We start from the raw sequence: 22302 nt of genomic DNA, 5'->3' as shown, positions 1-22302 counted from the left end.
TACTGCTCGGGGTGAGCTGGAGCGCGGCGACGCGGCGGTCCGCTCAGTTGTCCAGCACCTGGTCGGCCGCCCACCCGGCGAGCGCGAGGATGAGCCCGCCGAGCACCGCGGTGCCGAAGCCGTCGATGGTGAGCCGGTCGGTGAGGGCGGCGGTCAGGCCGAGCAGCGCGGCGTTCACCACCAGCAGGAACAGGCCCAGGGTGAGCACCACGAACGGCAGCGACAGCAGCCTCAGCACCGGTCCGACGATCGCGTTGACCACGCCGAAGATGAGCCCGATCCACAGGTAGGTGCCGTACTCCCCCAGCGGCCCGTCGGGGTTCGGCACGATGTCCAGGCCCGGGAGCACGTCGAAGTAGGTCAGCGCGTAGAGGACCGCGCCGAGGACGGCCACCTTGAAGGCGAACCTGATCACGCCGCCGACGCTAGCGCCCGGGCGAACCTGACCGGGGGATCTCGGCGTGACTAGGGCCGTCTAGCGCTGGTCCGAGACAGCGCGAGACGGACCTCGACGGCGCGGCGCGACACGCGATAGATCGTTCTACGGATGTCTAGGGCGACCGCTAGACGACGGCATACCGTGCTCGACATGGATCCGGTGCGGAACCCCTACGCCCCCGGCGCCGGCCAGCGCCCGCCCGAGCTCGCCGGCCGGGACACCGAGCTGTCCGCGTTCGACGTGGTGCTCGAGCGGATCGCGCACGGCCGCCCCGAACGCTCGCTGGTGCTGACCGGGCTGCGCGGCGTCGGCAAGACGGTGCTGCTCAACCAGCTGCGCTCGGCGGCCATCTCCCGCGGCTGGGGCACCGGCAAGATCGAGGCCCGCCCCGACCAGTCGCTGCGCCGGCCGGTCTCCTCGGCCCTGCACATGGCGCTGCGCGAGCTCGGCCCCCGGCACGGGGACCAGGAGTCCGTGGCCGAGGTGCTCGGCGTGGTCAAGGCCTTCGCCTCGCGGGTGAACCCGGCCGACGCCAAGGTGCGCGACCGCTGGCAGGCCGGCATCGACGTCCCGGCCGCCGTGGGCCGGGCCGACTCCGGGGACATGGAGATCGACCTGGTCGAGCTGCTCAGCGACGCCGCCGGGGTGGCCGCCGACATCGGCAGCGGGATCGCGCTGTTCATCGACGAGATGCAGGACGTGCAGCCCGACGACGTCTCCGCCATCTGCGCCGCCTGCCACGAGCTGTCCCAGCAGGGCGCGCCACTGATCGTCGTCGGGGCGGGCCTGCCCCACCTGCCCGCCGTGCTCTCGGCCTCGAAGAGCTACTCGGAGCGGTTGTTCCGCTACCTGCGCATCGACCGACTGGAGCGCGACGCGGCCGACCGCGCGCTGATCGCCCCGGCCGAGCGCGAGGGTGTGGAGTTCGCCCCCGGCGCCCTCGACGCCCTGTACGAGGCGGCCGACGGGTACCCCTACTTCGTCCAGGCCTACGGCAAGGTCACCTGGGACGTCGCCGCCTCCTCCCCCATCACCGCCGACGACGTCGCCATGGCCGCACCGGTCGCCGAGACCGAGCTGGCCGTCGGCTTCTTCGGCTCCCGCTACGACCGCGCCACCCCCGCCGAGCGGGAGTACATGCGCGCCATGGCGGAACTCGGCGGCCCGCAGGGCGCGGCCGTGGCGACGTCGGAGGTCGCCGTCTCGCTGGGCCGCAAGCCGGCGTCGCTCTCCCCCGCGCGGGACTCGCTGATCAAGAAGGGGCTCGTGTACTCCGCCGAGCGCGGCCAGATCGCCTTCACCGTGCCGCACTTCGGCCGCTACCTGCTGCGCCACCCCGACTGAAGGAGGACCCCCGGAAGGACCTCCTGCCCTCGCGGTAGGTCCCTGCAGGAGGCCGGGTTGGGGAACCCTTCCGCCGGGAAGGCACCGGCTCGTGCCGGAATGGGTGGACGCGGGGCTGTGGGGGCTGCTGGGCGGGGCGGCCCTGGTGGTCGGGGCGGCGGTGGCCTGGTTCGTCCGGGTGCCGCAGGCCGTCGTGGCCGGTGTCATGGCGTTCGGGTCGGGCGTGCTGGTCTCCGCCGTCGCCTTCGACCTGATGGAGGAGGCCGCGGAGACCGGTGGCCTGGGCCCGACCGCGATCGGCTTCCTCGGCGGGGCGGTGGCCTACCTGGGCGCCAACGCCGCCCTGGCCCGGCACGGCGCCCGCCACCGCAAGCGGTCGCAGGGCCAGCAGCCCTCGGAGGAGGAGCAGTCGGGCAGCGGGGCGGCCATCGCGGTCGGGGCGCTCCTGGACGGCGTTCCCGAGTCCGTCGTCCTGGGGATCGGCCTGCTGGGTGGCGGCGGGGTGAGCCTGCCGGTGCTGGCCGCGGTCGTCATCTCCAACGTGCCCGAGGGGCTGTCGAGCGCGGCGGGCATGAAGCGCAGCGGGCGCTCGGCGCGCTACGTCTTCGGCGTCTGGGGCGGCATCGCGCTGGCCAGCGGGCTGTCCGCGCTCGTGGGCTACGCCGCCCTGGGCTCGGCGTCACCGGAGGTCATCGCGGTGATCACCGCGCTCGCGGCCGGCGCGATCCTCACCATGATCGCCGACACCATGATCCCGGAGGCCTTCGATCACACCCGGACCTGGACCGGGCTGATCACCTCCCTGGGCTTCCTCGTCGCCTTCGCGATCGAGCTGGCCTGAACGGCCCGTTTCCGTTCCGCCGTTCGGGGAAACCCTGCGGATGTCCAGCAGAGGGCAACCGAGGAGGAGCCATGGGGCGTCGACTGTCGTGGCCGTTGAAGCCGTTGCCGGACGGTCGCGGCGAGGTGTGGCGCTGGGACCTCCGGGCACTGCGCGAGCTGCCCGCCGCCCGAGCCGGCCTGCGGGCCAGGCTCGGTTCGGCCGGTGTTCCGCCGGAGGACGACGACGAGTCCGGCCAGCAGCTGGTGATGGCCTTCGACGAGCTCGCCTCGAACGCGCTGCGGCACGGGGAGTCCCCGGTGGTCGCGACGGTCATCGCGGGCACCGGGGGCTGGTTGCTCGATGTCAGCGACCGCGCCCCCGAGGCGATGCCGGCGCCGGCCGTCGGCCGCGATCCCGCACTGGGCGGCATGGGGCTGCACCTGGTGGCGAAACTGTCCGTCGCGCACGGCTGGTACGTCGACGCGGGCACCAAGCACGTGTGGGCCTGCATGCCCAGCGAGGCGGCCCACCAGGAGCCCGTGCCGGCCTGACCCCGGACATGCGCCCGGGGCGGCGGGAACCTGGGTTCCGGCGCCGCCCCGGGGCGTCTGTGGTGTCGTCCGGAGGACGACGGTGTCAGGGCAGGACGAGGCTGAGGGCGCCCTTGCCGTAGGTGGGGATCTCGATGGCGAGGTCCACCCGGTTGAACGCGGCGAGCATGCCGGCCAGGTCACCCGGCAGCTCCTCGCCCGGAGCGTAGAGCTTGTGCAGCTTCGAGTGCGGTGCGCCCTCGGCGTTGAACAACGCCGCGAGCACGTTGACCACCTCGTGCAGCGCCTCGAGCTGCATGCCGGTCAGCTCGCCGTCCTCCTCGACGGCGTCCTGGCAGCCGCCGGGAGGCAGCAGGGCCAGCGCGCCCCCGGTGTAGGCCGACGCACCCAGGTCCATCAGGCACAGGGCGTTGACCGCCATCTGCGGGTCGACGTACACGGCCACGGAGACGGGGCGGTCCGGGGTCGGGGTGACCGGGGCTCCCGGGTTGACGGTGACGGGCTTGCCCACCAGGCCGGTGAGCATGTCGCGGACGTCCTTGGCCGCGGGCAGCGGCACGGTGCCGGCGGCGGTCATGCGATCACCCCGCTCAGCGCCTCGCTGAAGGTGTCCTCGTTGAACGGCTTGGCGATGAGGAACAGGGCGCCGGCGTTGGCCGCCTTCTCCCGCATCTCCGGGGACCCCTCCGAGGTCACGAACCCGAAGGGCACGCTGGAGCCGGACGAGCGCAGCGCCTGCAGGCACTCGATCCCGGTCATGTTCGGCATGTTCCAGTCCGACAGCACCAGGTCCGGCGTCTCCGACCCGACCTTGGCCAGCGCGTCGGCGCCGTCCTCGGCCTCGACGATCTCGTGGCCGTCGAACCCCGCCTGGCGGAGGGTGCGGATGACGATCTGCCGCATGACGCGGCTGTCGTCGGCGATCAGGATCTTCACAGCGGTACCTCGTTCTTCTGGCAGTCGGTGCTGGGTCAGTGGGCGGGGAGCGGCGGGAGCGCGCCCTGCACGGAGATGGAGATGGGCTGGCCGCGCCACAGCAGATCGGCCCGGCAGACGTCCTCGGGGTTGCGGACGGCGGGCGCCTCCCCGACGTCGGGCAGGCTCAGGCCCGAGGATCCGGGCAGCGCGGCCTTGACGTTGCCGCCGACCACGTTGGCGATCTCGCCGAACGCGTCGGCGACGTCCTCGTCCTCGAGCACCTCGGGGGAGTGCTCGCGCAGCAACGCGCGGGTGAGCTCCTCCGCGGTGCGGCGGCCGGTGGTGAGGACGACGCTGCCGGTCCAGGGCCCGACGACGTCCACCCAGCTGGACACCGGGTCGGTGACGGGCTCACCCGGCAGCGGGACGAGCAGCTCCTCCTCACCGACCAGGGAGATCCACGCCTCCTGGGCGACCGACTCCACGGTCGTCTCGTCGATCAGCTCCGTGATGAGCGGACGGGCCTCACCGGTGCGACGGCGCTCGCCGGTGTCCATCGCGGTCACAGGACCACCTCCTGGGGGAGCAGGCCGAGCAGCGCGAGCTTGTCGCGGATGGCGTCGGCCGTGAACGGCTTGATCACGTACTCGTGGGCGCCGGCGGCCAGGGCGCGGACGATCTGGGTGTGCTCGCTCTCCGAGGTCACCATCATGATCGTCATCGAGCGCCAGGCCGGGTTGGAGCGGACGGCGGAGACGTACTGCAGCCCGTCCATCACCGGCATGTTCCAGTCCACGCAGACCAGCTCGGGGAGCCAGCCGCCCTCCAGGACGTCCAAGCCCTCCCGGCCGTGGCCGGCCTGCTGGGTCTCGTAGCCGAGGCCCTCCAGGATTCCCGAGACGATCCGGCGCATCGCGCGGGAGTCGTCGATCACCAGAGCACGCATCACTTCCCCTTCGACGGGCGGTAGGCGGAGCTGCGGCCGACGACGACCCGCTCCCAGGAGTCGTCCACCCCGAGCGTGGTCTCCGCCGCGCCCAGGAACAGCCAGCCGTCGGGGCGCATGACGTCGCGCACCCGGCGGAGGATCGCCTGCTTCGTGGGCAGGTCGAAGTAGATGAGGACGTTGCGCAGGTAGACCACGTCGAACGGGCCCATCCGCGGCAGCGGCGCGGCGAGGTTGCACTCCGAGGCGGTGACCATGCGGCGCAGCTGGGGAGTGACCTCCCACTCGGTGCCGGCCCGCACGAAGTGCCGCACGAGCATCGGCGCGGGCAGGCCGCGGTTGACCTCGAGCTGGCTGAACCGCCCGGCGCGGGTGCGCTCGACCATCTCCCGCGAGATGTCGGTGGCGGTGATCGAGACCCGCGACGCGGCGCTGGGCAGGGCGTCCTCGAGCAGCATGGCGATCGTGTAGGCCTCCTGCCCGCTCGAGCAGGCCGCCGACCAGATCTGCAGCCGCTCGCTCGGGCCGCGGGCCGCCAGCAGCGACGGCAGCACCGTGGACGTGAGCGCCGTGAAGGGGTCGCCGTCGCGGAACCACGAGGTCTCGTTCGTGGTCAGGGCCTCGACGATCGCGCGGGTGCTGTCCGGGCTGGGGCGGGTGCGCACGCTCTCCACGAACTGGGAGACGTCGGCGAGCCCGGCCCGGCGGGCGATCGGCAGCAGCCGGGCCTCCACCAGGTACTCCTTGCCGGGCTGGAGCACGATGGCGCTCTCGCGGTGCACCAGCTGGCGCACCCAGTCGAAGCTGGTCGTGGTCAGGGTCATCGGATCCCTCCGGTCAGGGCGGTCGCACCGGCGACGGCGGGGAGGCGGGTGGGGACGACACCGGAGAGGTGCCGCTGGATGGCGTCGGCGATGCGGTCGAGGGGCAGGATCTCGTCGGCGAAGCCGGCTTGGCTGACCGCACCCGGCATGCCCCAGACGACCGAGGTGGCCTGGTCCTGGGCCAGCACGCTGCCGCCATGGGCGCGGATCTCGCCGGACCCGTTGCGCCCGTCGGCGCCCATGCCGGTGAGGACGACTCCCAGGACGGCGCCGTCGTAGGCGGCCACGGCCGAGCGGAACAGCGGGTCGACGGCGGGGCGGCAGAAGTTCTCGGGCGGGCCCTGGTGCAGGGCGGTGGTGTGGTGGGAGCCACGGCCGGGGCGCACCACCAGGTGGTGATCGCCGGGGGCCAGGTGGACGGTGCCGGGCTGCAGCGGGGTGCCGTCGCCCGCCTCGACCACGCGCAGCGCCGAGAGCCGGTCGAGGCGCTGGGCGAACTGGCGGGTGAACACGGGGGGCATGTGCTGGACCAGCAGGATCGGCACGGGCAGCGAGGCCGGCAGCTGGGGCACGAGCTTGGACAGCGCCTCGGGCCCCCCGGTCGAGGACCCGATGACGAGCACGGCGGGCTTCTTGTTCGGGGCGCTGCGCGGCGCCGCGGGGCGCGGCGGGGCGACGGGCGCGGCCGCGCGGACGGGGCCGGTGGTGACCGGGCGGCCGGTGAGCGCCTTGATCTTGGGGATGAGCTGCTCGCGGACACTCTCCATCGACTGCGCGACGCTGCCGACGTTGGCCGGCTTGGTGACGTAGTCGTTCGCGCCGGCGGAGAGGGCGTCCAGGGTCGCCGTGGCGCCCCGCTCGGTGAGCGTGCTGAAGATGATGATCGGGATGCGCGAGCGGTTCGCCCGGATGGCGCGGACCGCCTCGATGCCGTTCATCTCCGGCATCTCGATGTCCATCGTCACCAGGTCGGGCTTGAGCTGCTCGAGCTTGCTCAGGGCCACCTTGCCGTTGACGGCGGTACCCACGACTTCGATGTCCCGGTCCTCGGACAGCACGTCGGTCACGATCTTGCGGACGACGACCGAGTCGTCGACCACCATCACCCGGATCGGGTTCACGTGCGTCCTCCTGGGTTCCTGCCGGAATGCAGCCCGACAGGCTGTTCACCGCAGTATCGGCACCGCTTCCCGACTTCTTGACCGGGATCGGTTGTGTGCATTGCAAACGATTCCCGGGCTCGTCCCGGCGTCTCATCCGCACCAGAAGCATCGGCAGTCACAGCCGTTTCGGAAAGGGGACGGACGGAACCGTTACGCAATTCCCCGGTCACCGCATCAATGGCCGTCGAAAAGGCATGTCGGCGCCTTGTCGACATCGCGGGGCGGTGACCGGGCGCCATTCCCGGAGGGCGCCGCGGACCTGCGCGTTCAGCCGCCGGCGGTGCTCGCGCCGGCCGGTCGGCGACGCCCGCGGAGGCTCAGGCGGAGCGGGTGAGCGGTGCGCGGAGGACGGTCAGCGCACCCTCGCCGAGCAGGTCGCCCATGGCGATGCCCTGCACGCAGCCGGCCACGGCGTTCCAGGCGCCGGCCGCGCCGTCGTGCCGGTCGAACCCGCCGTCGAGAAAGGCCTGGACGGCGTGCAGCTGGGCGGTGGCCAGGACGCGGGTGCGCCCCGACACGTGGGCCGCCCAGGAGGCCTCGTGCATGGCCGTCGCCCACGGCCGCCGTTCGGCGCGGCCCTCGTCGACCGCGGCCCGCCAGCGCGCCCGGCCGGCGTCGTCGAGGCCGCGCAGCACGTCGAGGAAGGCGGCGAGCTCGACGCCCGCGGCGCCCAGGTCGAGGGTCTCGGGACCGGCGACGGGGGCGGTGTCGGCCACCCGGTCGAAGGAGGCGGTGAGCTCGCGTCGCACGAGCGGGGGGAGCACACCGGCGGCCCAGTAGCCGATGGCGGCGTCGGCCAGCACGTCGGCGGCCTCGGCGAGCAGGTCGGGGGCCAGCAGGCCGGCGGCCGGGTGCTCGCCGCCCAGCACGTCCTCGCGCAGCAGCCGCTCCAGGGTGGGTGCGTCGCCGATGGTGCCCTGCTCGAGCTGCTGCACCAGGACGGCGGCCCGGTCACCGGCGGCGTCCGCACCGGTGGCGGCGCTGCGCACGTGCGGCACGGCGACGGCCAGCTCGCGCGCCCGGCGGGACCGGACGGCCACGACGAGCCGCTGGTCGCGCTCCAGGCCACGGGCGGGGTGGGCGGCGGCCAGCCGGGCCAGCGCGCCGTCGTCGGCCTGGAGGGCGCTCAGGAGCACGCCTGCGACGGCACGGCCCGCGGGCAGCCGGACGAGGTCGAACCCGAGCGTGGCGGCGCTCACCAGCGTGTACGGCACGGCAGCGCCTCCAGGACAGGGGATCGGACACCCCCATGCTGGCGGCAACGGCTGCGGAACGCCACGCGGCCGTCACCCCATGGCAGGAGCCTGCCGGGATGACGGCCGCGTGTTCAGGCGGTCTGTGTTATGGACCGACTGCGCAGCGTGACTGGCTACGCGCTCACCGCCTTCTGCACGTCCAGCGCCAGCAGCAGCTGGCCGTCGAGCTTGTAGGCGCCGCGGATCAGGTCGCGCGCCTGGCCCTCGAGCGTGTCCGGCGGCGCCTCGAAGTCGGCGGCGTCCACGTCGACGACGTCGGCGATCGAGTCCACCAGCAGGCTCACCGCCTCGCCGTCCAGGCGGACGACGATGACGACGGCGTCGGTGCCCTCGGGCCGGGCCGGGCGGCCGAGCCGCTCGCGCAGCTCGATGGCGGTGACCACCTGGCCGCGCAGGTTGATCAGGCCGGCCACCGCGCTGGGGGCGAGGGGCACGCGGGTGAGCTGCTGGCTGCGCAGTACCTCCTGGACGTGCTCGACCTCGACGCCGTACAGGTCGCCGTCGAGGCGGAAGGTGGCCAGCTGCCCGCTGGTGGCCGAGGCCATCGCGTAGTCGGTCGCGGTCACGTCAGACCTCCAGGAAGGAGCCGGGGACGCCGGCGGGCGTCGCGTGGTCGTGGGGAGCGGGGGAGGTGGGGTGGGCCGAGTAGAACGCCGGGTCCGCGGCGAGGATGGCGGCGCGGACGTCGAGCAGCTCGGTGACCCGGTCGCCGAGGACGGCCGAGCCGAGCAGGCCCAGGTCGTCGATGTCGCTGCGGATCGCCGCCTCGCCGTCGACGATGTCGAGGATCTCCTCGACCGCGATGGCGACGCTGCGGCCGTGGTCGGAGTAGACGATGACCTCGAGGACGTCGCGGTCGCTCTCGCCGTAGGCGCCCAGGTGCCGGTCCAGGCGGACGATCGGCAGGATCGCGCCGCGGTACTGCACCACCTCGCGGTTGCCCACCTTCTCGACGGTCTCGGTCTTCACCTGCTCGAGGCGGGTGACGGTGTCGAGGGGGATGGCGACGCGCCGCCCGCCACCGATGGAGGCCAGCAGCATCCGCTGCCGCTCGGTCTCGGCCGCGGCCGCCTGGCTCACCGAGGCCCGCGACTCCTGCCGATCGGCGGTCTCGGTGCGCAGGGCGCGCCGAGCCAGGGCCTGCACGTCGAGGATGAGGGCCACGGTGCCGTCACCGAGGACGGTGGCGCCGGAGTACAGGCCGATCGCCTTGAGCTGCCCCCCGACCGCCTTCACGACGATCTCCTCGGTGTTGATCACCCGGTCGACCACCAGGCCGAAGCGGCGGCCCTCGGAGCGGAGCACCGCGATGACCACGTGCCCGTCGTGCCGCTCGGAGGTCAGCCCGAGGACGTCGGTGAGCCGGACGAGGGGGAGCAGCTCGCCGCGCAGCCGGTAGACCTGCGCGCCACCGACCTCCTCGACGGCGTTGGCGGCCTTCTCGGCGTCCAGGCTGACCAGCTCCTGCAGGCTGATCTGCGGGATGGCGTAGCGGTCGCTCGCGCACTCCACGGTCAGCGCCGGGACGATCGCCAGCGTCAGCGGGATGCGGAGCCGGCAGACGGTGCCCACGCCCGGGTCGGACTCGACCTCGATGGTGCCGCCGATGGCCTCGATGTTGGTCTTGACCACGTCCATGCCCACGCCGCGGCCGGAGACGTTGGTGACCGCGGCGGCGGTGGAGAAGCCGGGGAGGAAGATCAGCTGGAGGACGTCGGCCGGGCTCATCCGGGCCAGCGCGTCGGGGGTGACCAGGCCGCGCTGCACGGCCTTGGCGCCGAGCTTGGCGGGGTCGATTCCGGCGCCGTCGTCGGCCACCTCGACCACGACCTGGCCGCTCTCGTGGCGCGCCCGGAGGGTCAGCACGCCCTCGGCGGGCTTGCCGGCGGCCTTGCGCAGCTCCGGCGCCTCGATGCCGTGGTCGACGGAGTTGCGGACGAGGTGGGTCAGCGGGTCCTTGACGGCCTCGAGCAGGGTCTTGTCGAGCTCGGTCTCCCGGCCCTCCATCTCCAGGCGGATCGTCTTCTTCAGCTGGAGGCCGAGGTCCCGGACGACGCGCGGCAGCTTCGACCAGATGTGGTCGATCGGCTGCATGCGCGTCTTCATGACGCCCTCCTGCAGCTCGCTGGCGATGAGGTTGAGCCGCTGGGAGGCGCGAATCAGGTCCGTGTCGGTCTGCCGGGCGACGTTCTGCACGATCTGGTTGCGGGTGAGCACCAGCTCGCCGACGAGCAGCATCAGCTCGTCGAGCAGGTCGACGTCGACCCGGATCGTGCTGTCGGCGACGGCGCGGCGGGGCTGTCCGGTGGCGCCGTCGGCCGCGGCGACCTCGGGAGCCTCCTCGGGCAGGTTCTCGGGCACGGCGGGGGTCACGTCCTCGATGAGCTCGTCGGCGGGCACCGGCGCCGGCGCGGGGACGGCGGCCCGGGCACGGGGAGCGCGCTTGGCGGGGGCCTTCGCCGCCGCCTTGGCCGGGGCCTTGGCGGGCGTCTTGGCCTTGGCCGCAGCCTTGGCGGGGGCCTTGGCGGGGGCAGCGGCCTTCGACGGGGCGGCCGCGGCGGCCGGCGCCGGCTCGGGGGCCGCGGTGGGGGAGTCCTCCATGGCCGCGGTGACGGCGGCGACGCACGCGGACACGTCCACGTCGCCCTCGCCACCGTTGGCCTCGATGGAGGTGAGCAGGGCGCGGACGGTGTCGACCATCTGCAGCAGCACGTTGGTGCGGTGCGGCGTCAGGGCCAGCTCGCCGTCGCGCAGCCGCGAGAGCATGTTCTCGCCGACGTGCGTGACCTCCTCGAGCCGGTTGAAGGCCAGGAAGCCGCTGGTGCCCTTGATGGTGTGGATCGTCCGGAAGATGCTGGACAGCCGCTCCCGGGAGTCCGGCTCCTGCTCGAGCGCCACCAGGTCGGAGTCCAGCTGGTCGAGGTTCTCGTGGCTCTCCACCAGGAACTCTTCGACGATGTCGTCGAGACCGTCCACCGTTGCCTTCTCTCTCGCGTTGCGGACCGGACTGAGCGGTCCGATGGGGTCATCGGCGGGCCCGCCGGCGGAGTCAAGGTGAATCCGCCGGCGGCACCCGCCTGTCGTGTTATCGGCACCCGGCGGTCGGGAACGACCCCGCCGGGCTGGATCAGTAGGTGAAGGCCCCGACGGTGGTGCGGAGCCCGGCGGCCATCCGGGACAGCTCCCCGGCGGCGGCCTGGGTGCGGGCCAGCGCCTGGGTCGTGGCCCCCGCGGCGGCGGAGACGCCGGTGATGTTCGTGGCGATCTCCGTCGTCCCGCTGGCGGCCTCCTGGACCGAGCGCGACATCTCGTTGGTCGTGGCCGTCTGCTCCTCCACCGCGCTGGCGATGGTGGTCTGGCGGTCAGAGATCTGCGCGACGATCGCCGAGATCTCCTCGATCGCGCCGACCGCGGCACCGGTGTCCTTCTGGATCGCCTCCACCCGGCGGGCGATGTCCTCGGTCGCCTTGGCCGTCTCCTGCGCCAGCTCCTTGACCTCGTTGGCCACGACGGCGAAGCCCTTGCCCGCCTCGCCGGCGCGGGCGGCCTCGATGGTCGCGTTGAGCGCCAGCAGGTTCGTCTGCTCCGCGATGCTCGTGATCACCTTCACCACGTTGCCGATCTCCGCGCTGGACTCGCCGAGCTTGGCCACCGTCGCGGTCGTCGTCTCCGCCGCCGTCACCGCACGGGCGGCCACCTCGCTGGCCTCCGCTGCGTTCGACGCGATCTCCCGGATGGAGGCGCCCATCTGCTCCGCGCCCGCGGCCACGGTCTGCACGTTCCGCGAGACCTCCTCGGCCGCGGAGGAGACGACGCCGGACTGCGCGGAGGTCTCCTGCGCCGACGCCGAGATCTGCGTGCCCGACGCCTCCAGCTCACCCGACGAGGCGGCCACGGCGTCCGCGGACGCCACCACCGAGGCCATCATCTGCCGTAGGCTCTCGCGGGCGGAGTCCAGCGCGGCCGCCGTGCGGCCCAGCTCGTCCTGCTGGTCGACGCCGGTGGGCCGGGTCAGGTCGCCCTCGGCCAGGCGCTCGGCCACCCCCTGCACCTTCGCCAGCGTGGTCCGGATGCCGCGGGCGACGAGGTACCCGACGGCCAGCGCCAGCACACTGGAGAGCGCGAGCAGGACGACGAGCACGGTCGTGGCGCGCTCCTCGGTCGACGTGATGTCCGCCGCCGCGGCCCGCCCGTCGGCCAGCTCCGAGTCCAGGAGGGCCGCGATGTCCCGGTCGATGGCCCCCTGGGTCACCGCGAGCTCCGACTGCAGACCGGCGAGGGAAGCCATGTCACCGGAGGTGAAGGCGGCGACCAGGTCCTCGAGGATCACCCCGTTCTGCTCGATCTCGCCCTCCAGCTGGTCGAGGATCTCCCGCTGGGACGGCGTCGGCGAGGTCTCCGACCGGTACCGCTCGCCCGCGTCGCTGAGGGCCGCCAGTGCCGCGCTCTGCTTCTCGGCGGGGGTGGCCTCACCCGGCGTCGCCGCCTGCAGGAGGCCCAGCGCCTGCTGCAGCTGCGCCTGGGTGAACTGGTAGCGCATCTCCGCGATCTCGGCCAGGCCCCGGGTGTTCTCCTGGTAGCTCCGCTCGGCCTGCTCGGCGCCGCTCGACAGCGCGTTCAACGCGACCGCGCCGACGACCGCGCCCCCGACCACCGACGTGGCCACGGCAGCGATGATCTTGCGGGCGATGGGCGTGTTGCGGGTCAGACGACCCAGGGCTCTCATGGTGGTGACGTCCTCGGTTCTTCTCTCGTGCATCCCGCGGACGGATCGGCGGGAATTCGGGCGGGCAGCTGGGCCGGAATGCGTGCGGTCCGGAATGGCGACGCAGCTCCGGTGACGCAGACATTAGGGCACTGACCAGTCCGGTGGTGTCGCTTTCAAACACCCTGTCGCGACATTTCCGGAATTGGTCGGTCAGCGCCTTTCGGGTGTCGACATGGCGCCATTTCCGCTGACCGTCACCGATCGGCCCGCAGCACGACGAGGGGGTGGCGGCCGCAGTGGCCGCCACCCCCTCGCGGTGGGTCAGGTGTCGATCAGTACGTGAACCTCCCGACGGTGGTGCGCAGGTCGGCGGCCATCCGGGAGAGCTCGTCGACGGCGGTCCGGGTCTGGGTCAGCGCCTGCGTGGTGGAGTCGGCCGCCGTCGAGACGCCGGTGATGTTCTCCGCGATCTGCGTGGTGCCACCGGCCGCTTCCTGCACCGAGCGGCTCATCTCGTTCGTGGTGGCCGTCTGCTCCTCCACCGCACTGGCGATGGTGGTCTGCCGGTCGGAGATCTGCGCAACGATGTCCGAGATCTCCCCGATCGCGGCCACCGCCGCGGTCGTGTCACCCTGGATGGCCTGCACCCGGCGGGCGATGTCCTCGGTCGCCTTCGCCGTCTCCTGGGCCAGCTCCTTGACCTCGTTGGCCACGACGGCGAAGCCCTTGCCGGCCTCACCGGCGCGGGCCGCCTCGATGGTGGCGTTGAGCGCCAGCAGGTTGGTCTGCTCGGCGATGCTGGTGATCACCTTGACCACGTTGCCGATCTCCGCACTGGACTCCCCCAGCTTGGCCACCGTCGCCGTCGTCGTCTCCGCCGCCGACACCGCCCGCGCAGCCACCTCGCTGGCCTCCGCGGCATTGGTCGCGATCTCCCGGATCGACGCGCCCATCTGCTCCGCGCCCGCAGCCACCGTCTGCACGCTCTGCGACACCTCCTCGGCCGCACCCGACACCACACCGGACTGCGCCGCGGTCTCCTCGGCCGAGGCCGAGATCTGCGCCGAGGACGCGCTCAGCTCCTCCGACGACGCGGCCACGGCGTCCGCCGAGGAGGCGACCGAGCCGATGACCGACCGCAGGTGGAGGACGGCCGCGTCGAGCGAGGCGCTCATCTGGCCCATCTCGCACCGCGTGCCCCAGGCACTGGCCTGCGTCAGGTCACCCTGCGCAAGGGCATCGGCGACGTCCTTGAGGCACTGCACGCCCTTGGCCAGACCCCACGCGACGAACAGGCCGGTGCCCACGGCGGCGAGGATGCCGCCGACCAGCAGGACGATCATGGTCGTCCGCGCATCGCCGGCGTCGTCTACGGCGGCCTGGGCGGCAGCCTCCGCCGCGCGGTTCTCCTGGTCGCGCAGGTCGGAGAGACTCTCCGAGATCTCGGTCAGCAGCAGGTTGGAGCTGTTGGCCTCGGTCCAGCCGGCGTCGTCTCCTGCCAGCGCGAGGGGTGCGAGGGTCGAGTCCAGGAACGACTGCCAGGTGTCCAGCCGCTCCGCCGCGTCGTCGATCACTGCCTGCTTCTCCGCGGTGATCCCGGTCGTCGTGTAGGACGCCTCATCCGCGTGGTAGCGCTCGACCACGGCGGGGACCTTGTCCAGTTCCTCCTGCGCCTGAGCCGGGTCGATGGCCAGTGCCGCATTCCGAGACGTGACGCGGAGGGTCTGGACGTCGTCGATCATCTGCGCGATGGAGACGGCGCTGACGATGTTGTCGTGGTACAGGTCGTCGGCCGTCTGCGCGGCCGTGTTCAGAGCCAGGCTGCCCACCACACCGGTGGCGGCAGCGGCGGTCGCCGCCACGCCGACCGCGACGAGGACTTTGGTCTTCACCCCGAAGTCCGCCCACCAGTTCAACAGCCGAGACCTCGAGAATTGAGGCGTCTCAGGCGCGTCGGACACTGCCATGGAATTCTCCTCGCTGGGAACCGTGCGGATCCCCGACGGTCCGCGGCATGGTCGATCCTCCGCTTTCCGGACGCTCCGGTACGCCTATCCAGGTTCGTGTCGGAGTTGTCTCGAAAATGAATCACCAGCCTTCTCGTCAATGCCCATTTGTCGACTCGGCCGACGTATTCCCCGTTTCGCTCCTCAGCACGACCGGGCCGACAAGGGCGAGGGTGGTCCGGGTGGACATGACGAAACGGGGTGGCCGCCAGAGTTCGGCGACCACCCCGTCCAAGGTCTAGATCGGCCCTCCCGCAGCGGCCCGCGGGGTCATGAGGGCCCCTCCTCAGTAGGTGAACCTCCCGACGGTGGTGCGCAGGTCGGCGGCCATCCGGGAGAGCTCGTCGACGGCGGTGCGGGTCTGGGTCAGCGCCTGCGTGGTGGAGTCGGCGGCGCCGGACACGTTGGAGATGTTGGCCGCGATCTGGCCGGCTCCGTCGGCGGCCTCCTGCACCGAGCGCGACATCTCGTTCGTGGTGGCGGTCTGCTCCTCCACCGCGCTGGCAATGGTGGTCTGGCGGTCGGAGATCTGCGCGACGATGGACGAGATCTCCTCGATCGCGCCGACCGCGGCCCCGGTGTCCTTCTGGATCGCCTCGACCCGGCGGGCGATGTCCTCGGTCGCCTTGGCCGTCTCCTGCGCGAGCTCCTTGACCTCGTTCGCGACCACGGCGAAGCCCTTGCCCGCCTCGCCGGCCCGCGCGGCCTCGATGGTCGCGTTGAGCGCCAGCAGGTTGGTCTGCTCGGCGATGCTGGTGATCACCTTGACCACGTTGCCGATCTCCGCGCTCGACTCACCGAGCTTGGCGACCGTCGCCGTCGTCGTCTCCGCGGCGGTGACGGCCCGGGCCGCGACGTCCGACGCCTCGGCGGCGTTCGACGCGATCTCCCGGATCGAGGCACCCATCTGCTCGGCTCCGGCGGCCACGGTCTGCACGTTGCGGCTCACCTCGTCAGCGGCGCCGGCCACCACCCCGGACTGGGCGGAGGTCTCCTGCGCGGAGGCCGAGATCTGCGCCGACGACGCCGACAGCTCCTCCGAGGACGCGGCGACCGCGTCGGCGGACGCCACGACCGAGCCCATCACCTGGCGGAGGCTCTCCTGCGCCACGTCGAGCGAGGCGGCCATGCGGCCGATCTCGTCGGACTGCACGATGCCGGTCCGGCGGGTCAGGTCGCCCTCGGCCAGCCCCTGCACGACGGTCTGCACCGCGGACAGGTTGCGGCGGATGCGGCGGGCGACGAGCAGGCCGATGACCGTGGCGATGACCGTGCCGACGGCGACCAGCGCCAACAACCAGATCCGCGAGCGGTCGTTGGTCGCGGAGACGTCTGCCGCCGAGGCACGCGCCTCGGCGATCTCGGAGTCGACGAGCTCGGTGATCCCCGTGCGCAGCGCGTCCTGGAACTCCTGCGACTCGGCGTAGGCGGGTGCGGCCGTCGCCAGGTCGCCGGCGGTGAACGCCTCGGTCACCACGGCGAACGCCTCGCTCCACCCGCGGTAGTTCTCGAGCACCTGCCCGGACAGCTCCTCCTGGGCCGGGGTCGGCGCGGTGGTGGCGTACTCCTCGGCCGCGGCCAGGAACGCCGCGCTGCTCTCCTGCGCGCCCGCGGTCCACTCCTCCCTGTTCTCCGCGCTGACACCCGGCAGCATGAGCGCGGTCTGGTTCAGCTGGATGGTCAGCTGCTGCGCCCGCATCTCCTCGGCCTGCACCAGGGCCTGGGTGCTCTCCCGGTAGCTCGCGTCGAACTCGCCGGCCGCCTGGTCCAGGGCGACCGCCCCGACGGTGCCGACCGCGATCGCCGTGACGACGGCCACCGCTACCGACGTCTGGATCTTGCGCGACACCGACACATTCGCCAGTGAGCGCCGCGCACCACCGTTCTTCGCCACCGCACACATCCATTTCGCAGTCAGGGGGCCGGCCGGTCCATTCCCGGCGGCGGGTCGCCGCACAACTCCGGCGACGGGCCGAAACATAAGCCGCCGAGAATGGCTGGGGAAGCAGGTGCACGTGTGTGTCGTGGGACTCGTGCGACACGATTCGACAACGAAGTCGACATTCCATGCAGCCATTTCTGATGACCGTCCAGGAATTGTCGACATGAGTATTTGCGAGGAAGCCGGCCGCACCCCACGACGCAGGACGGCCCCGCGACCGGGATGGTCGCGGGGCCGTCGTGCCGAACGTGGTCCCGTCCGAGGAGGACGGGTCCGGTCAGTAGCTGAACCGGCCCACCGTGCTGCGCAGGTCGGCGGCCATCCGGGAGAGCTCGTCGACGGCGGTCCGGGTCTGGGTCAGCGCCTGCGTGGTGGACTCCGCGGCGGTGGAGACGCCGCTGATGTTCTCCGCGATCTGGGTGGTGCCACCCGCCGCTTCCTGCACCGAGCGGCTCATCTCGTTCGTGGTGGCGGTCTGCTCCTCCACCGCGCTGGCGATGGTGGTCTGCCGGTCGGAGATCTGCGCGACGATCGTCGAGATCTCCTCGATCGCGGCCACCGCGGCGGTGGTGTCGCCCTGGATGGACTGGACGCGGCGGGCGATGTCCTCGGTGGCCTTCGCCGTCTCCTGGGCCAGCTCCTTGACCTCGTTGGCCACGACGGCGAAGCCCTTACCGGCCTCGCCGGCCCGCGCCGCCTCGATGGTGGCGTTGAGCGCGAGCAGGTTCGTCTGCTCCGCGATCGAGGTGATCACCTTGACGACGTTGCCGATCTCCGCGCTCGACTCGCCGAGCTTCGCCACCGTCGCCGTCGTCGCCTCGGCGGCCGTCACCGCACGGGCCGCCACCTGGCTGGCCTCCGCGGCGTTGGTGGCGATCTCGCGGATCGACGCGCCCATCTCCTCCGCGCCGGCGGCCACGGTCTGCACGCTCTGCGAGACCTCTTCCGCCGCGCTCGACACCACACCGGACTGGGCGGAGGTCTCCTCCGCCGAGGCCGAGATCTGGGCCGAGGACGCCGACAGCTCCTCCGACGACGCCGCCACCGCATCCGCGGAGGAGACGACCGACGACAGCACCTCGCGCAGCGACTCCTGCGCCTCGACGAGGGAGGCGGCCATGCGCCCGAGCTCGTCCTTGGAGCTGACCGCCGGAACGGCGGTCAGATCGCCGGCGGCCAGCGCCCTGAGGGAGGTCTCGACCGCGCCTGCGGTGCGCGTGATCTGCCTGATGACCAGGTAGCCAAGCGCTCCCGCGAGCGCCACACCGACTCCCAGCACCGACCACAGGAGGACGACGGCGAAGCTCGCGGCGTGCTCGCCCTCGGCGGCCTCCTCGGCGGCGACTGCGTTCTTCCGGTCGGTCGCGGCCTCGAGCTCGTCGAGCACGGCGACCACGGCCTCCCGGACCGGCCCCACCGCTGCGGACTCGGCGGCCGCCAGGTCACCGCGGTCCGCGGCCGACACCAGCGTGGTCTGCACCGTGGCGTAGTAGTTGTCCACCAGGCCCACGAGCCGTGCGTAGTTCTCCGGCGTCGAGGCGTGCTGCTCGTAGTCGGCCAGCTGCTGGTTCAGCACCTCCTTGCGCTCCGCCAGCTCGGCGGTGAGCTCCGTGCGCGTCTCGGGGGCGGAGAACGTGTACGTGAGGTAGCGAGCGCGGTCCCCCTGCAGCGAGCGCTGGATGTCGGCCAGCGACGCCAGCGGGAGGACCTCCTCCTGGTACAGCCGCTCCTCTCCGTCTGCGAGGTGGTTGATCTGCCCGACCGCGACGGTGGTCAGCCCGATCGCGACCGCACCCAGCAGGCCGAGGGCGGCTCCGATCTTGACCGCGACCGGGCGGTCGGCGAACCAACCGGTCTTTCGGGTCAGAGCCTTGTTCGAGGACATCGTGTTCTCCAATGGAAGTGGCCGGGACGGTGAGCCTGACCGGATCACGGGCCACGTCGCCCATTCTGCCTGTCGCCTTCGGTCGGCTAGGCGGTCAAGGTAGAGCCACTCCAACGAGGGACACATCGCTTGCTGGTCGTGTCTCACGGGTCGAGAGAAATCGACGAGCGAGCGCCTGTCCCGAGTCGACTTGGCTGCATTTCTTGGTCGGTATGCAATACGGGATCGACGCCGTCGCGACGCCGCCGGACGCGACGCCCGGACCACCGGGTGATCCGCGGGCGGCGAGCTCGACAAGTGCTCTGTCGGTCCGACTTCTGCGCCTACCGCCCGACCGGGGCCGAGCACTGGCTTCCGCCACCTCGGGTGGGCGGTTTACGCTGTATCCGATGACAGGCGGCGAAGCTCCGCGTACCCGACGTAGCGTCCTCGAGCGGCTCGTCTCGTCGTGGCGAGGCGCACATCGGCGCCTCGTGCGTGCCTCACTGGTCGCCTTGCTGCTCGTCGGCGTGTTCATCGCACTCCGCTTCATTCAGCAGCCGGGACTCGCGGTGTCCATGTACGGCCTGGTCCCGGTCCTCCGGGGAGTCACGTGGTTCGGCTTGGTGGGCGGGCTGGTGACCGCTACCGGCGCGACGGCCGCATTCGTGCTCGATGCGCTGCTCAGCGGCGGCACCGCGCTGACTGGTGGCGATCTCCTGTTCGCGACCCTCAACAGAGCAGTCGTCTTCTACGGAATGGCCCTGCTGATGACTCACTCGCTGCGGCGCCAGCGCACTCTCACCCTGAAGTTGCACGCTCAGGAGAGGGAGCTCTCGGAGGTCGCGTCTCTCCGGCGGGCGCTCACGCCATCGGAGATCGAACCGCGACCTCATCTGCACTTCGCAGCGGCCTTCACACCGGCTGACAGCGAACTGGCCGGCGACTTCTACCTCGTGACAGAGGGGCCGGGCGGCAGCACGACCGTGGTCGTCGGCGATGTCGTCGGACACGGCCTGGAGGCCGCTCGGCAGGCCGCGTTCGTCCGTGCGACGCTGGCCACCTTCGCCCGCTACACCAGCGACCCTCTCCAACTGCTACGGCTGGCCGACGCCGCATTGCGCGAACAGAGCCAGGCCACTGAACGCTTCGTCACGGCGATCTGCATGAACATCAGCGCGCCACCGAGATGCGTCATCACCTGGGCAGCAGCCGGCCACGATCGCCCGTGGTGCCTCGACAGCGGCGACTCCCTCGAAGGTGGACGGGTCGGCGCTCCACTGGGCATCGGCGCGGAGACACTCGGCGGGGAGGCACTCGGCATGGAGACCGGACAGGGCCTTCTCGAGCCGGGGGCCGGCGTGCTGCTCTTCACGGACGGGCTCACCGAAGGGCGAGCCGTTCGGAGCCGTCGGTCCCGACCACTGGAGCTCTTCGGCGAGGAGCGAGCACGCGCGGTCGTGCGCCAGCACCGTGGAGCACCTGCCGATCAGGTGCTCGACGCGTTGGTGGGCGCGGTCGCCGACTTCGCTGGCGGCCCGCTGGCCGATGATCTGTGCCTGATCGCCTTCCGCACTCGGCCGGTGGCGACGCCGGTCAGCTGAACGACGAGGCGCCGACCTGCCGAACTCGTCGGGTCCAGCAGCCCGCGGAGAGACGAGGAAGCGCACGGCCTCCATGGCCGTGCGCTCCCGTCCGTCCACCCGTGAATTCTTCGGCGTACCCAGGCCCGTAGCGATAACGGTCTCGATGTCGACGCCGGCCGGGATTGTTCTCGCCATTGCCGGGATGGCGACGGGGCGGCAGCCGGGTGATCCGACTGCCGCCCCGTGCGAGCGGTGAGCGACGTGCTCAGTAGGTGAACCTCCCGACGGTGGTGCGCAGGTCGGCGGCCATGCGGGACAGCTCGTCGACCGCGGTACGCGTCTGGCCCAGCGCCTGCGTGGTGGACTCCGCGGCGGTGGAGACGCCGGTGATGTTCTCCGCGATCTGACCCGAGCCCGCGGCCGCCTCCTGCACCGAGCGCGACATCTCGCTCGTCGTCGCCGTCTGCTCCTCCACCGCGCTGGCGATGGTGGTCTGCCGGTCGGAGATCTGGCTGACGATCGCGCTGATCTCCTCGATCGCGGTCACCGCCGCACCGGTGTCGCCCTGGATGCTCTGCACCCGGCGGGCGATGTCCTCGGTCGCCTTGGCCGTCTCCTGGGCCAGCTCCTTGACCTCGTTGGCGACGACGGCGAAGCCCTTACCGGCCTCGCCGGCCCGTGCCGCCTCGATCGTGGCGTTGAGCGCCAGCAGATTCGTCTGCTCGGCGATGCTCGTGATCACCTTCACCACGTTGCCGATCTCCGCACTCGACTCGCCCAGCTTCGCCACCGTCGCCGTCGTCGTCTCCGCGGCGGTGACGGCCCGGGCCGCGACCTGCGACGCCTCGGCGGCGTTCGAGGCGATCTCGCGGATGGAGGCACCCATCTCCTCCGCACCGGCGGCGACGGTCTGCACGTTCCGGGAGACCTCCTCGGCGGCACCGGCGACCACACCGGACTGCGCCGACGTCTCCCCCGCCGACGCGGCGATCTGCGCCGACGACGCCGACAGCTCCTCCGACGACGCGGCGACCGCATCCGCCGAGGCGACCACCGACGACAGCACCCCCCGCAGGCTCTGCTGCATCGCGGACAGCGAGGCGGCCATCTCGCCGATCTCGTCGTGCCGGTCCACCCCGGACGCGACGGTCAGGTCACCGCGACCGGCCGCGTCCAGCGAGGCCTGCACCCGCCGGAGGGGCCGCACGACGGAGCGCGAGACCGCCGCGACGGCGAGGATCGCGGCCAGCAGGACCGCCATCCCGCCCACGACGCTCAGCAGCAGCGTCGCCCGCCGCTGGGCGTCCTCCTGCTCGGCGACCAGCCCGGCCCGGCGCTCCTCCGCCGACGCCTGCACCCGGTCGGCGATGTCGAGGATGACGCCGTAGCCCTCGCCGGCGTCCCCGCCGTTGATGCTCTCGACCGCCGCGCGGTAGCCCTGGTCGGACCCGTCGGCGACCCAGCTCACCACCTCGTCGTCCATGGCGAAGTAGTGGTCCCACGCGGGCTGGAGCTCGCTCCAGGCCTCCTGCTCGTCGGCGTCCATCACCGAGGTGTCCACCCCGGCCAGCCACTCGTAGACGGCGTTCTTGCTCTCGAGCATGCCGGAGCGGTTGTAGGCGTCCGGCGCCAGCCCGACCGCGGGGCCGAACGCGGCGACGTCGGCCATGACGAGGCCCTGCCAGCCGCTCACGTCGGCGATCTGGAAGCGCGCGCTCTCTGCCTCCTGGACCACGCTGTCGGCGGCGCCGAGGTCGTGGGCGAGGTCGCGCTGCTCGCCGACGGCGGCCAGACCGGCGCCGGCGCTGACGACCACCAGGGCCCCCACGGCCCCGAAGGCCAGACCGAGCCGCCGGCCGACGCACATGTTGGAGAGGGAGAACGTGCTCATGTCGAAATTGCTCCTGAGGTGCGGTTGTCCGGCACGACCCC

The 22302-nt window shown here is 72.2% G+C and carries 19 protein-coding genes; 4 read left to right on the top strand and 15 right to left on the bottom strand.

Annotated features, from left to right (window positions below):
• Positions 1 to 43 precede the first annotated feature (43 nt).
• Complete coding sequence (locus DQ239_RS13185; protein WP_113834878.1) at positions 44 to 415, bottom strand: phage holin family protein; 372 nt, start codon at positions 413 to 415, stop codon at positions 44 to 46.
• A 174-nt stretch (positions 416 to 589) separates the two neighbouring features.
• On the opposite strand from DQ239_RS13185, the gene DQ239_RS13180 reads away from it, so the two are divergent.
• The 3 genes from DQ239_RS13180 (at position 590) to DQ239_RS13170 (ending at position 3157) form a co-directional block, all read left to right on the top strand.
• Complete coding sequence (locus tag DQ239_RS13180) at positions 590 to 1783, top strand: ATP-binding protein (RefSeq protein ID WP_113835039.1); 1194 nt, start codon at positions 590 to 592, stop codon at positions 1781 to 1783.
• Between the two features lie 91 nt (positions 1784 to 1874).
• Positions 1875 to 2624 carry a ZIP family zinc transporter gene (locus tag DQ239_RS13175; protein WP_113834877.1) on the top strand — a complete coding sequence of 250 codons (750 nt, stop codon included), beginning with the start codon at positions 1875 to 1877 and terminating at the stop codon, positions 2622 to 2624.
• A gap of 71 nt (positions 2625 to 2695) precedes the next feature.
• Entirely contained in the window at positions 2696 to 3157 is a 462-nt protein-coding gene (locus tag DQ239_RS13170) for an ATP-binding protein (protein WP_113834876.1), read from the top strand.
• A gap of 85 nt (positions 3158 to 3242) precedes the next feature.
• Here DQ239_RS13170 and DQ239_RS13165 read toward each other — a convergent pair whose 3' ends face one another.
• The 13 genes from DQ239_RS13165 to DQ239_RS13105 form a co-directional block, all read right to left on the bottom strand.
• On the bottom strand, positions 3243 to 3734 hold the full coding sequence (locus DQ239_RS13165; RefSeq protein ID WP_113834875.1) for a hypothetical protein: 492 nt from the start codon (positions 3732 to 3734) through the stop codon (positions 3243 to 3245).
• On the bottom strand, positions 3731 to 4093 hold the full coding sequence (locus tag DQ239_RS13160; RefSeq protein ID WP_113834874.1) for a response regulator: 363 nt from the start codon (positions 4091 to 4093) through the stop codon (positions 3731 to 3733). Before DQ239_RS13160 ends, DQ239_RS13165 begins: the two co-directional genes overlap by 4 nt.
• 35 nt (positions 4094 to 4128) lie before the next feature.
• Entirely contained in the window at positions 4129 to 4632 is a 504-nt protein-coding gene (locus tag DQ239_RS13155) for a chemotaxis protein CheX (protein WP_113835038.1), read from the bottom strand.
• Between the two features lie 5 nt (positions 4633 to 4637).
• Positions 4638 to 5021, bottom strand: a complete 384-nt coding sequence (locus tag DQ239_RS13150) for a response regulator (protein ID WP_113835037.1) — start codon at positions 5019 to 5021, stop codon at positions 4638 to 4640.
• On the bottom strand, positions 5021 to 5845 hold the full coding sequence (locus DQ239_RS13145) for a protein-glutamate O-methyltransferase CheR (RefSeq protein ID WP_113834873.1): 825 nt from the start codon (positions 5843 to 5845) through the stop codon (positions 5021 to 5023). The genes DQ239_RS13150 and DQ239_RS13145 overlap by 1 nt, the downstream gene beginning before the upstream one ends.
• Positions 5842 to 6966 carry a chemotaxis response regulator protein-glutamate methylesterase gene (locus tag DQ239_RS13140; protein ID WP_113834872.1) on the bottom strand — a complete coding sequence of 375 codons (1125 nt, stop codon included), beginning with the start codon at positions 6964 to 6966 and terminating at the stop codon, positions 5842 to 5844. The genes DQ239_RS13145 and DQ239_RS13140 overlap by 4 nt, the downstream gene beginning before the upstream one ends.
• 359 nt (positions 6967 to 7325) lie before the next feature.
• Complete coding sequence (locus tag DQ239_RS13135; protein WP_113834871.1) at positions 7326 to 8222, bottom strand: hypothetical protein; 897 nt, start codon at positions 8220 to 8222, stop codon at positions 7326 to 7328.
• Between the two features lie 155 nt (positions 8223 to 8377).
• Positions 8378 to 8830 carry a chemotaxis protein CheW gene (locus DQ239_RS13130; protein ID WP_233489177.1) on the bottom strand — a complete coding sequence of 151 codons (453 nt, stop codon included), beginning with the start codon at positions 8828 to 8830 and terminating at the stop codon, positions 8378 to 8380.
• Between the two features lies 1 nt (position 8831).
• Complete coding sequence (locus tag DQ239_RS13125; protein ID WP_113834870.1) at positions 8832 to 11240, bottom strand: chemotaxis protein CheA; 2409 nt, start codon at positions 11238 to 11240, stop codon at positions 8832 to 8834.
• Between the two features lie 151 nt (positions 11241 to 11391).
• On the bottom strand, positions 11392 to 12990 hold the full coding sequence (locus DQ239_RS13120; protein WP_113834869.1) for a methyl-accepting chemotaxis protein: 1599 nt from the start codon (positions 12988 to 12990) through the stop codon (positions 11392 to 11394).
• A gap of 314 nt (positions 12991 to 13304) precedes the next feature.
• A complete protein-coding gene (locus tag DQ239_RS13115; RefSeq protein ID WP_348519331.1) occupies positions 13305 to 14864 on the bottom strand; it encodes a methyl-accepting chemotaxis protein in 1560 nt (519 codons plus the stop codon).
• A 400-nt stretch (positions 14865 to 15264) separates the two neighbouring features.
• Positions 15265 to 16872, bottom strand: a complete 1608-nt coding sequence (locus tag DQ239_RS13110; protein WP_233489174.1) for a methyl-accepting chemotaxis protein — start codon at positions 16870 to 16872, stop codon at positions 15265 to 15267.
• 325 nt (positions 16873 to 17197) lie between these two features.
• Positions 17198 to 18805 (bottom strand): methyl-accepting chemotaxis protein, encoded by a 1608-nt coding sequence (locus DQ239_RS13105; protein WP_113835035.1) that lies wholly within the window; start codon positions 18803 to 18805, stop codon positions 17198 to 17200.
• Between the two features lie 389 nt (positions 18806 to 19194).
• Between DQ239_RS13105 and DQ239_RS13100 the strand changes: the two genes are divergently transcribed.
• A complete protein-coding gene (locus DQ239_RS13100; protein ID WP_233489171.1) occupies positions 19195 to 20388 on the top strand; it encodes a PP2C family protein-serine/threonine phosphatase in 1194 nt (397 codons plus the stop codon).
• 247 nt (positions 20389 to 20635) lie between these two features.
• Here DQ239_RS13100 and DQ239_RS13095 read toward each other — a convergent pair whose 3' ends face one another.
• Complete coding sequence (locus DQ239_RS13095; protein ID WP_233489168.1) at positions 20636 to 22261, bottom strand: methyl-accepting chemotaxis protein; 1626 nt, start codon at positions 22259 to 22261, stop codon at positions 20636 to 20638.
• Between the last annotated feature and the right edge of the window lie 41 nt (positions 22262 to 22302).

This window comes from Blastococcus sp. TF02-09, assembly GCF_003319105.1.
Taxonomy (GTDB): domain Bacteria; phylum Actinomycetota; class Actinomycetes; order Mycobacteriales; family Geodermatophilaceae; genus Blastococcus.
Note: the sequence above shows the minus strand (reverse complement) of the source record. Positions and strands in the feature narration are given on the sequence as shown.